Origin of the sequence: Embleya sp. NPDC005971 (assembly GCF_040629175.1) — a bacterium.
GTDB lineage: Bacteria > Actinomycetota > Actinomycetes > Streptomycetales > Streptomycetaceae > Embleya.
The window spans coordinates 1-12117 of record NZ_JBEXUX010000129.1; the positions used below are offsets into that span (position 1 = coordinate 1).

The window sequence follows — 12117 nt, forward strand, 5'->3', positions numbered from 1 at the left end:
CCCGAAAACACCACACCCACAAGCTCGTTGACATCACGCACACCATGCCAACGACTTCTGTCACCCTTGGTCACCACCGATTACGGGACAGAGCCAAACGAACGGTGTAACGGGTTTGATGTAGTGGTCAGTTGCGTGCTGCGGACAGGCGTCCGTCGAAGGCGATGTCGAAGGCGTTGAGTGCTGCTTTCCAGCGCATGGTCCAGCGTTTGCGACCCTTGCCGGTCGGGTCGAGGGACATGATCGCCATGTAGACGCACTTGAGTGCGGCCTGCTCGCTGGGGAAGTGCCCGCGGGCCTTGACCGCCCGCCGGATCCGCGCGTTGACCGACTCGATCGCGTTCGTCGAGCAGATCACCGTGCGGATCTCGGTGTCGAAGTTCAGGAACGGCACGAACTCCGACCAGGCGTTCTCCCAGAGCCTGACGATCGCCGGGTACTTCTTCCCCCACTCGTCGGCGAACGCGACGAACCGCTCCAGCGCGGCCTCCTCGGTCGGCGCCTGGTAGACCGGCTTGAGGGCCTTGGCGATCTTGTCCCAGTCCTGCCGGCCGGCATACCGGAAGCTGTTCCGCAACAGATGGACCACGCACGTCTGGACCACGGTCTTGGGCCAGACGGTCTCGACCGTGTCGGGCAGGCCGCGCAGTCCGTCGCAGACCAGCATCAGCACGTCGTCGACACCGCGGTTCTTGATCTCGGTCAGGACGTGGAGCCAGAACTTGGCGCCCTCGGCGCCGTCGCCGGCCCACAGCCCCAGAATGTCGCGGTGTCCCTCGGCCGTGACCGCCAGCGCGACGTAGATCGGCCGGTTGGCGACCTTGCCGTCGCGGACCTTCACGTTGATGCAGTCCACGAACACGACCGGGTAGACGCGGTCGAGCGGTCTGTTCTGCCACTCGGCCATGCCGTCGAGGACCTTGTCGGTGATCGTGGAGATCGTCTGCCGCGACACGTCGGCCCCGTAGACCTCGGCGAGGTGGGCCCGGACCTCGCCGGTGGTCAGGCCCTTCGCGGACAGCGAGATCACCATCTCGTCCACCCCCGACAGGCGCCGCTGCCGCTTGCGGACGATCCTCGGCTCGAACGACCCGTCGCGGTCCCTCGGCACGGATATCTCCACCGGGCCCACGTCCGTCAACACGGTCTTCGCACGGGTGCCGTTGCGCGAGTTCCCGCTGTTGTCTCCGGCCGGATCGTGCTTGTCATAGCCGAGGTGGTCGGTGATCTCCCCCTCGAGAGCGGACTCCAGGATCCGCTTGGTCAGCTGCTGCAACAGCCCGCCCTCACCCACCAGGTCCAGCCCCTGGGCACGGGCACGGCCGACCAACTCGTCGATCAACCGGCCGTCGACAGCGTCATCGGCGACGCTCAACCGAACTGTCCTGCGCAGGCTCTGACATCACGTCAGTCATCTCTCGGTGTCACTTTCATGATCAAGTTCCACCGTTAGTTTTACAGTCCCCGGCCGGGCGCGGTCCGATGCGCCGTCGGCGGCCGACGCCTGGTTCGACGCCGACCAATCCGACCCCTACCGCACCGTTCTTGGCACCTGCTTGCGTTGGTGCGCACTCAGAGCCTGGTTCTTAGCTACCGCGGTGGACGCAGAAGAGCTGGTTCTCGGTGGCGTTGGGGTCGCGGTAGGAGGCGATGGCGGGCCCTTCCAGGCTCATATGGTCGGGCAGCCTGGCTGGGGGGTTCCAGCTGGTGCCGTTGAAGCGGCACCAGTACAGTCTCGGGTCGTTTGTCATGCTGCGGTACACGCAGTACAGATGGGCGTTGTGGACGGCCAGGGCAGGCCCCTCCTGGCTCGCTTGGCCGGGCAGCCTGGTGTCGGTGCTCCAGTTGGTGCCGTCGAAGCGGGTCCACCACAAGGCCTGGTCGTAGCCGCCGCCACGGTGCACGCAGTACAGCCGGTCGTTGTAGACGGCCAGGGCTGGGTTGGAGGCGGTCTCGTGCGCTGGGAGCAGCTTGTCGGCGTCCCAGCTGGTGCCGTTGAAGCGGGTTTGCCACAACCTGTTGTTCTTGCTGTCCTTGTAGACGCAGTACAGCATGCCCCGGAAGCTCGCCAGGGCCGGGGCATGGGTGGTCGCGCCGCTCATCCGGGTGTCGGTGCTCCAGCTGGTGCCGTTGAAGCGGGTCCACCACAGGTACTGGTCGTTGCCGGCGCCGCGGTGCACGCAGTACAGCTGGTTGTTGTAGACGGCCAGGCCCGGACCCGTGCTGCTCATGTGGCCGGGCAGGGCGGTGTCGGTACTCCAGCCCTTGCTGCGGTCGGGGTCGGGGTCGTAGACGGTCCACCAGAGCTTGCTGTCCTGGTTCCCGCGGTGCACGCAGTACAGCTTGCGGTTGTACTCCGCCAGCGCGGGAGTGGACGCGGACAGATGGCGGGGGAACTTCTCGTCCTGGTTCCACTCGTGGGAGTCGTTCATGACCGTCCACCACAGCGATGTGTCCGACTTGGGCGCCAGCGAGAGGGGGATGAGCATCAGAGGGGCCACCCAGGGCGAGACCAGCCGGCAGCCGTACTGCGAGCCGATCGCCTGGATGATGGCGGAGCGGATCTTCATGGTGAACTCGATCAGCGGGCCGAGCGGACTGGGCAGAGCCCCGAGGATGTCCCCCAGCCCCTCCATGATCTCGGCGAAGCCTTTGGCAGCCTCGGCGTTGAGGACGATCTCGAAGCCCCACCATTTCAGGACGGGGTAGACCTCCCAGCCGTTGACGTTCAGCTTCCTCTCGGCCTGGCGAGCGGCGTTCCGCCTGGCCTGGGGGAGCCGACCGATCTGCTCCTCGAATTCCTTGCGGGCCGCGTCCAGATACTCCCGGGAGATGCGCTGCGCCTCCTGGTGGGAAACGGCGTACGGCACGGCCTGCCAAGCGGCGAGGGCGTCGGTCTCGGCTCGGGTCAGGGCCTGGCTGGTGCTTTCCTCGGACAAGAGATCACATCCTGTGAGTGGAGGATCCGCCGCGAAACTCGTCAGCGACCCTGAGTATCCGGCCGTGACCCACCAGCGGCAAGGGCGCGCACCCGACCACAAGCTGCCACCCGCACGCCCCGACCGTCCCGGGCCGGTCGGATACCGGTTACCGCGACTTCTCGCAGAGATGCTGTCAGTACATGCCTCGATAAGCCGAGCCTCGACGGCTCGCTAACGCAACCGGCCGTCCGGTTGCTGCTCGCCCCCCGCTCCGCACCGGAGATCCGGTCATCTCACGCTGCCCGCGAACTGGGCTGACCATGTTCGAATCCTGACCTGCGAAGAATCCGGCCGGAGGTTCAGACACAGGCACTCCTCAGGGACCTTGCCACCACGCCGGGCCGTCCGGTGCGGTGGTGACGGTTCCGGCGAATCGGGACAACAGGGGCTGGTCAAGGGGGCAACCGCCGCGAACCGTCCTGGTCAAGGCGAAAAGGGGGTGTATTGGACCCCCTTGTCCGCTGCCGAGCGTGGCCGGCCGGCCCCTTGACCTGCGTTCGAAGATCGGGACAAGTCCGGCGAACAGACGCAGGACAAGGGGGTGTTCGCCATCCTTCCGGAACGTATCCGCGCGTTCCGGGAGGCCCCGATGTCCACCGACCCCGTCATCCGCACCACCGGATCCACCGACCCTTGGGCCACAGCCGCACCCGAACCGCCGGCCGCGCCCACGGCCGCGCCCACGGCCGCGCCCACGGCCGCACCCCCGGCCGCGCCCACGGCCGCACCGCCCGCCCGCGTCTGCGGTGGGTGTCACCGTGGCGCAGGGCGTGCTCCTGAGTCTGGCGTCGATACGGGTGGCCACCACCACGCAGCTGCACCGGTTCGTGAACCCGCACGCCGCGTCCGCCGACGTCGTGCGCCGTGAGGCGTCCGCCCTGCGCGAGCGGGGCCTGGTCGACGGCGTGCGGGTCGGGAACTCCATGGTCTGGCACCTGACATCCGCCGGCCGCACCGCGGTGGACGACTCCGGCATGACACCGCCCCGCCCCCACGCGGCGACCGGCCGCAAGGCGTTGGACAGCGCCCTGGTGGACCACGCCCTGGCCGTCACCGCCACCGCCGCCGCGTGCGTGCGTCACGGCCTGGGCCCGGTCACCGACTGGCAGGTCGAGGTCGCCCACCCCTTCGACAAACACAACCCGATCGCCGACGCCGTCGTGACCACGAACACCGGCAGTCATCTGGTCGAGATCGACCGCAACACCGAATCCGTCCCCGTGCTGACGAAAAAGCTCCGGGACTGGACTCGCTGGGCCGCACACCGCGTCCACGTCGGCCCCCGCCACCTCGTCGGCTCCACCCGACCCGCCTGGGACGCCCGCTACACCACCCGCCCCGACCTGTGGCTCGTCCTGGACAACCGACCCACCCGGGACCTGCCCCACATCGCCGCCGAACTGCGCCGGGAACTGTTCAACGCCCGCGCCGTCCACGACGGCCTGCCCATCCGTGTCACCCACCTCCAACGCCTGATCGCTCATGGCCCCCACGCCCGGATCCGGGTCGGAATCTGGTGACCCGAGTCCAGCGAGGAACCCGGACAAGGGGTGGCCGTCGAGGTGCGTACCGGGGTGCGGGCCGGCATGCGCGCCACGGTGCGAACCCCCGACCCGACGCAAAGACGAAAACCGCAGGTCACACCCCTTGTCCGACTCGTCTTCGGAAGACGACAACTCTTCCCTGCCCTGGGGAAGAGTCTTCTTCCTTCCCTTCACCCACCGTTCCGGCCGGGCGCCGAGCCGCAGCCCGGACTTCCCAGCCACGATCCGGCCGCAGATGCGTCGACCCGCAGCCCCACAGCGCGTGGACGACAGCACCACCGCGAACGTCGCCCGGGAGTAGCTCTGTTGGCCGTGACCGCCAGCGGTGGCCGACCGGTCGACTGTCGGACGTGGCCCGCCTTTGACGACGGGTTCAAAGGGGAGCGGCTCCGCCGTCGTGGCGAGTCGACCGAACTCGATGGCACACAGCGGCAGATCAGGCCACGACACCGCGACGGCTCTCCGGCCGAGGTCTTGTGGCCGCCGCTGAACGCGCTGCCGCCGCGCCTGCGCCCGGCGCGGTCTCGGCCTCGTCGGTGGCGTTGCCGGCCGTGGGGCCATCCGCCGACCGCCCCCGTCGTTCGCCGGTCGCGGACGGACGCCGGTGTCGTGCCGGCGCGCCTGCGACCCGCCCGGCGGCCTCGGGGGATGGGCCGACCGGTGCGGCGTGGCCGGCGACGGGGAGACGCCGGACCACCACGACGAGCACAACGACCCACCCACGATCGGGATGCGCCCCTCGGCCGCCGGGACCCGGTGGTGGTCGCCACACCAAACCCCGGGTCCGGCCCGTCGTACGCCGATGGGGCCCGTCGACCGGAGTGCCCGTCAACCGGCGGGTACTCGGGCGCGCAAGACCTTTCACAGCGGCCCCGACGAGGGCGTTCACGCACACCGCCGTCGGTGTTTCGGACCCGGCCGGCGGTGCCTCCCGCCGTGCCCGCCCCGGCCCGAGGTCGTCTACCCCTCGGCGCGTGGCACGTCGTCGTCGGCGTCGAGACCACGACGGAGGCGTTCGGCGCCCTCGCGGTCGCCCGCCTTCCTTCGCATCTCGGCCAGCCGCGTCATTGCGTTGGTGTTTCCGGCGTCGGCGGCTTCGCGGGCCAGGCGTTCGGCGCCGTCGCGGTCCCCTGTCTTTTCCCACAGCCCGGCCAGCTCGGCCAGCGCGAAGGGGTCTCCGCTGTCGGCGGCTTCGCGGTACAGGCGTTCGGCGCCGTCGGGGTCTCCTGCCCTCCCCCGCAGTTCGGCCAGCCACGTCAGCGCGAAGGTGTTTCCGGTGTCGGCGGCTTCGCGGGCCAGGCGTTCGGCGCCGTCGCGGTCGCCCGCCCCCTCCCGCATCTCGGCCAGGTCGGCCAGTGCGAAGGGGTGCCCGTTGTTGGCGGCTTCGCGGTACAGGCGTTCGGCGCCCTCGGGGTCGCCCGCCTCCTTCCGCATCTCGGCCAGCCACATCAGCGTCTCCTCGATGTCTCCGGCTTCGCGGACCAGGCGTTCGGCGCCCTCGGGGTCGCCCGCCTTCTTCCGCAGCACGGCCAGCCACAGCAGTGCGTTGGCGTTTCCGGCGTCTCCGGCTTCGCGGGCCAGGCGTTCGGCGCCGTCGTGGTCGCCCGCCTCCTGCCGCAGCCTGGACAGCGCGGCCAGCGCGACGGTTGCTCCGGCGTCGGCGGCTTCGCGGGCCAGGCGTTCGGCGCCGTCGCGGTCGCCCGCCTCCTCCCGCATCTCGGCCAGCTCGGCCAGCGCGAAGGGGTGTCCGGCGTCGGCGGCTTCGCGGGCCAGGCGTTCGGCGCCGTCGCGGTCGCCCGCCTTCTTCCGCATCTTGGCCAGCCGCGTCAGCGCGGAGGGGTGTCCGGCGTCGGCGGCTTCGCGGTAGAGGTGTTCGGCGCCGTCGTGGTCGCCCGCTCTTTCCCGCAGCTTGGCCAGCTCCATCAGCGCTTTGGTGTTTCCGGCGTCGGCGGCTTCGCGGTACAGGCGTTCGGCGTCCTCGTGGTCGCCCGCCTTCTTCCGCATCTTGGCCAGCCGCGTCAGCGCGGAGGGGTGTCCGGCGTCGGCGGCTTCGCGGGCCAAGTGTTCGGCGCCGTCGTGGTCGCCCGCTCTTTCCCGCAGCCCGGCCAGCTCGGCCGGCACGTGTGGGTCGCGGGTGTTCGCCGCTTTGCGGAACAGGCGTTCGGCGTGACGCAGTCGGAGTCTTTCGAGTGCGGCTTGGGCGAGGTTGAGGGTGTCGTCGGTGGTGTGTGCGTGGTCGTGGGCGGCGGTCCAGAAGGAGGCGCGGGGGCACTGGGCGCCGCGGGTGTGGCGGGCGTGTTGTTCGAGGTAGTCGGCGAGGCGGTAGGTCGGACCGCCGGCCGAGGGCGGGTTGTGGGTGCGTCGTCGGGGTCGGATGCGGGTCAGGGGCGCAACCGCGCCGTGGACGCTGGGGACGTTGGTGGCGTAGGCGAGGGCTTGTTCGAACCAGTCGTCGGTGAGGGCGTCGGATTCGTGGTCGGTGAGGTAGGCGTCGGCGGCGTCCTCGAGGAACGCCTGGCGTAGGACAGGTCCGTGGCCGAGGCGGCGGGCGTCCATGGCCGCCTCGATCACCGACCGTCCGCCGGGCGGGGCGAGTTCGTAGCGTTTGAGCAGCGCGAGCGCGCCCGCCAGATACTGGGTGACGCGCCCGGTGTCCCCGCTCGCGAGGGCGTTCGCCAGCCGCGGGTCCTCACCCGCCCGGGCATGCACCGCCTTCAGATCGGTGCCGGTGAACGCGTCGGGCACGGACAGATCGGTGCCGGTGAGCAGGGCGCGTGCCTGCGCGTGCGGGTCCGGGTCGCCTACGGGGGGTCTGGTGGTGAGGGCACTCCAGAAGGGGTCCGGCCACAGCGTCGCCAGAACCAGGACCGGCCCGCGCCCCGGATCGTCGAGCAGCTCGCGCAGGCCGGTGGCGATCCGCTGCCCGACAGCCGCGGGTTCGAGGTAGGTCTGGGCCTCGTTGAGCCAGACCACCGTGCGCGGCCCCACCCGCGACAGGCCGGCCGCTGCGGCCTCGGCCGGGCTCGGGTGCAGCGGATGCCACAACCGCCACCCGTCCGGCACGCCCTGCAAGGCTTCCCAGCAGGCGCGGGTCTTGCCGGTGGAGGACCCGGCCACCAACGTGACCATCACGCTCTCCCCGCCGACCGCGCGCTCGACCGCCTCGCGCAGCACCCGGTCGTGGTCGCGGGGCACATACACCGGCAACACCGGCAGCACCGGCAACCCGGACCGCGTGTGTTCGGGGGCGTCGATCGCGCGGTGCACCTCCAACGCGAACGGATCCGTGAACTCGCGGACCGGCCGCCCGACGAAACCGCCCCCACCGTGGGCGGGTTCGCCGCGACGGGGTGTGTGGGGTCGTCCGGCGGGGCGGCGTTCGCGCACCGCCTCGCCGCGCAGGCGCTCCCAGGCCGCGACCGGTGTCGGAACGTGGGCGTTGTCGCGCCGGTGGGCCTCGTGTTCGAGCCAGGTCACCAGGAACGCGAACCGGCCGGGGTCGGCCGGCACGACGCTTCCTTTGAACCAGTCGCCGAGCGAGGTGGTGCTCAACGCCACCGAGGGCTCCCGGCCGGCGCCCTGGCGGACGATTCTCGCGTACGTGGGTGATCCGGCCCGCTCCCACAACCGCCGTAGTGACCGGGCCAGTTTCGCTGTCTTGTCCTCGGTGTCACCTGCCACGTACCCGACCCTCCCGCCGTCCGGATCCGGATCCGGACCGGACGCCCACCGGAAATCCCGCCTCCCCGGACCCAGCAGCCTAGAGACGGACGACCGGCCCGGGGGTGGTCGCCGGAAAAACGTCCGTGGGCGCTCGATGGGGCGACACGAACCCGCCCGGGGTTCGCACCCACTCGGGGAGAACACCGTGAACGACGACCGGCCCACCGGCGACCCCACCCCCGCGAGCCGAGACCGCCTGGTGCGCGTCGCCCGATCCCTCGCCGCAAGCACCGCGCGCGGCCTGGCCACCGGCACGGGCACCGCCGCGGGCACCTGGATCGTGTGGTGGATCACCCACCACTGACCCCGGCGTGAGGTGCGGGACCGGGTGGTAGCGGCCGTCCATGACGATCACGGTCCCGACGGACCCGATACTGGCTACGCCGGTCGAAGCCCTCCCGCGCACCGGAGTGTTCGAACCCAAGTGGTCGACGCGTCGGAAGGGAGAGGCGAACTGGCCCTATATCTCCCCTTTGAGCACCGGGCGGAAAAAACTTTTCAAGATCTTTTGTGGGTGGTCAAAGAGGGGCGTAAAGGACTGCGTTAACGGGCCGGGGACGGTCGCCGGGACTCGTCGACGACGGTGCGGCGCCGTCGACAACGGCCCGTTGATGACGACAGGCGCCAACGCCGGCGACGCGGTGCCGCCATCACGCCGCCCCGACACCGACGACGATCGCCGGTACCGCCGCCGGTCGCCGCCGGTACCGGCGCCGGTACAGCCGGCAACAGGCATGTATTCGGAGTCCGCGGTATTCGCCGCTGTGCGCGGTGAGGCCAGAGGGCGTAGCCGACGATCGATGTCGCGGGGTGTGCCCGGTGAACCGTACGTCGTCGCCTTTGTTTCACCCGAACGGGCGGCACGGAGCCGGTAGTCTCGGTCTCCGTTGCCGAGGGATCCGGGCGGTGTGCGTGGAGCGGGTCGCGGTCGTGTTCGTTCACGGGTTGTTCTCGTCGGCCCGCACGTGGGGCGCGTTCCGCAGCCTGATCGAGGCCGATCCGGACCTCGCCGGGATCGACCCGTTCGATTTCGAGTACCCGTCGCCGAGGCTTCGTTACAGCCCACTGAAACGCATCCCCGACTTCGACACGCTGGCGGACGGCCTGGGCACCTTCCTCGGCACGCTCCACCATTCCCGCGTGATCCTCGTGTCGCACAGCCAGGGCGGGCTGATCGTCCAACGACACCTCGCCCGGACGGTCATGCACGCGCGGGGCGAAGATCTCGCGCGGATCGCACGCGTGGTGATGTTCGCCTGCCCCAACTCCGGTTCCCAGCTCTTCCAGACCCTGCGACGAGTCACCGCACGGGGGTTCCTGGCGCACCCGCAGGAGCGGGCACTGCGCCCGCTGGACGACGCCGTCCACGAGGCCCAACGCGTGGTCCTCAACCGGGTGGTCCACGCCGACTCGGTCGCCTCCGACCAGTGCCCGGTGAAGATGTGCGCCTACGCGGGCGACCAGGACAACGTGGTCACACCGGCGTCCGCCCGCGGCGTGTTCCCCGACACCGGCGTCCTGCCGGGCGACCACTTCTCGATCATTCGACCGGACTCCGCCGACCACCTCGCCTATCGCGTGCTGAAGGCGAACATCGTGGCCGCCGTGGGAACCCCGACCCCCGCAGGGATCGTCGATTCGCAAGTCCGCGACTACGTCTACGTATCCGCACGCAAGGTCGGCCGCATCGCGCGAACCCTGGGCCCGGCCGTTCGGGCCCGAGTGGAGGGCACCTCCGATGCGGACGAGGGTCCGTTCCCCTGGTGGAAGACTGCGGCCGGCGCGGGCGAGCGGGCTGAGGACGTGATCGGGCTCGTGTCCGAGGTCGAGAACGCGCTGAATCGAGAGCACGGCGTGAAGGATGTCGACGACGACGCACTGCGGGCCGGCCATTGGTTCCGGCTTCGCGGCGTTCCCATGGTCTTCTGCCTCCCGGAGTCGGGTGTCGACGGCGTGATCTTCGTCGGCGAGACATTCGGAATTCGATTCGCGCTCGGTGGCTCCGCCGAATACCTGCTCGATCGGCCGACACGACACCCCGTCCCCGACTACCGGCGAGAGGCCGCTTCCAGCCTGATGGGGACGCGAGCCATGCTGCGAAAGATCGTGGATCTGGAGCGGCAGGGAACCGTGGAACCCGAGGAACATGTCGAGTTCCTGACGGAGGACGACTACAGAACAAGAATCCTGAGCTCCGAGTACGAGTGGTTGACACGCACGCTCCAGTCCGGTTGGCAGCCGATGACCACGCTCGCACGTTGCCTGCATGTGGACACCACGTCGGGCGGCGCGCGCACCGTACTGGCGACACCGCTGTACGTGGCCTTCTCCGTACCCGAGTGAAGCGTGCTCGATGATCGTGGACGCCGGCTCCTCACCGCGTAATCGCCAAATGCCGGACGCACCGGACGCCGGGGCGCCACGATTCGACGCCCGCGCCGACCACACTCCTGCGGACGCGGACGTGATCGGCCGGTTTTCGGTTCGTAGGAGGCGGTGGTGCCAGCGCGTCCTACGGCTCCAGGTCCGTCGGATCCAGGTCGGCTCGGATGCGCAGAATACGTGGTCGGTGGCGGTACCGACCCCATTCGAGGTCGTGGTCGACCTCGATCTCGACCACGACGTCGGCACGCACCGGTGTGTAGACGACGGGCTCGGAGCCTGGCAACCCGCCGACCGTTCCCGGCAGTCGCACCCGGGTCGCACCCTCGACGGGCCGCAACAGCGGTGCGAGTTCACGCCGCAGGGCGGCCCCGGCCGGCAGACTCACCCCCACCGCGCGTACCCGCCCCCGGCGATCCGGCCGGCCCAGGACCAGGGCCTGTGTGGCGGGCGTTCGCCCGGTCACTCCGATGACGATCGCCTCGGTCGTGTGGGAGGCGCGGTATTTGAGCCACCCGGACGCCGTGCGGCCAGCGCGGTAGGGGCTGTCGAGCGGCTTGGAGACGCATCCTTCGATTCCTCCGCCGAACGCGCCGACCCAGGCGAGCGCTTCGGTCGGGTCGGTGGTCATGGGCACCGGCTGGATCAGCGCGGGAGCGTTCTGCAGGAGGTCGAGCAGCCGCTCACGTCGTTCGCGATACGGGCGCCGGCGAAGGTCGTGGTCGCCGACCGAGAGAACGTCGAAGGCGACCAGGACGACCCGGAAGTCCGCTCCGGACCGGGGACCCCTTCCGCTGCGCGACTGCAATCGGCCGAACGCGACGGTCCCGTCCTCCAGCAGCGCGACGAGTTCGCCGTCGAGCACCGCGGTATCGAGCAACCGTACCTCGTCCGCAATGTCCGCAAACGCGTGGGTGAGATCGGAGCCGTGTCTGCTGAACACACGTGGGTTCACGCCGGTTCGCACGATCGACCTCCACCCGTCCAATTTTGCCTCGTGCGCCCATCCGGGCCCCGTGGGGACGCGGTCGACACGAGTGGCGAGGGCGACGTCGACGGTAAGCTCGACTGCGGGCATCCCCGCCCGTACCCCGACTGCGACCGTGTCATCCGAGGGTCGAGTACCGGGCACGCCCGCACCTGCCGGTCAGGGGGCGAGCAGCGTAACCGCGCCCTACGGGACATGCGGGACATCGCACACGCCTACGGCCTGCCCCCGGATCCGAGGGGCGTTGGCGACAGGACGGTGCCGGTGGGGGCACGCCCGAAAGCCAAGGCGGGCCACACACAGAAGTCGGGGAACCCTCTCTTCGATCGGGACGGCGTCGTCCCACCTCGGCGACTGAGGTGCCCCGCGTTTTCCGGACGCCTTGTTCGCTGTCGTTTATGCGGCGAGTCCGAGCTCGTGGTGGTTTTGCAGGGCTTCGAGTGGTGTGCGATAGCCCAGGGCGGAGTGGAGTCGTCGGCGATTGTAGAAGCCCTCGATG

7 protein-coding genes are annotated in these 12117 nt (G+C 70.0%); 3 read left to right on the top strand and 4 right to left on the bottom strand.

Going from position 1 to position 12117, the window contains the following annotated elements; genetic code table 11:
* Positions 1-127: 127 nt before the first annotated feature.
* A complete protein-coding gene (locus tag ABZ374_RS47215; RefSeq protein WP_360324655.1) occupies positions 128-1375 on the bottom strand; it encodes an IS256 family transposase in 1248 nt (415 codons plus the stop codon).
* Positions 1376-1586: 211 nt separating this feature from the next.
* Positions 1587-2939 (bottom strand): hypothetical protein, encoded by a 1353-nt coding sequence (locus tag ABZ374_RS47220; protein ID WP_360324658.1) that lies wholly within the window; start codon positions 2937-2939, stop codon positions 1587-1589.
* A 788-nt stretch (positions 2940-3727) separates the two neighbouring features.
* Between ABZ374_RS47220 and ABZ374_RS47225 the strand changes: the two genes are divergently transcribed.
* Entirely contained in the window at positions 3728-4501 is a 774-nt protein-coding gene (locus ABZ374_RS47225) for a replication-relaxation family protein (RefSeq protein WP_360324660.1), read from the top strand.
* Between the two features lie 984 nt (positions 4502-5485).
* Here the strand turns inward: ABZ374_RS47225 and ABZ374_RS47230 are convergent.
* Positions 5486-8206, bottom strand: coding sequence for a hypothetical protein (locus tag ABZ374_RS47230; RefSeq protein ID WP_360324662.1), 2721 nt, complete (start codon positions 8204-8206; stop codon positions 5486-5488).
* A gap of 187 nt (positions 8207-8393) precedes the next feature.
* Here ABZ374_RS47230 and ABZ374_RS47235 point away from each other — a divergent pair, with 187 nt between their 5' ends.
* A complete protein-coding gene (locus tag ABZ374_RS47235) occupies positions 8394-8552 on the top strand; it encodes a hypothetical protein (RefSeq protein WP_360324664.1) in 159 nt (52 codons plus the stop codon).
* 515 nt (positions 8553-9067) lie between these two features.
* Entirely contained in the window at positions 9068-10591 is a 1524-nt protein-coding gene (locus ABZ374_RS47240) for an alpha/beta hydrolase (RefSeq protein ID WP_360324667.1), read from the top strand.
* 169 nt (positions 10592-10760) lie between these two features.
* Here ABZ374_RS47240 and ABZ374_RS47245 read toward each other — a convergent pair whose 3' ends face one another.
* Positions 10761-11708, bottom strand: a complete 948-nt coding sequence (locus ABZ374_RS47245; protein ID WP_360324669.1) for an ATP-dependent DNA ligase — start codon at positions 11706-11708, stop codon at positions 10761-10763.
* Positions 11709-12117: the final 409 nt, after the last annotated feature.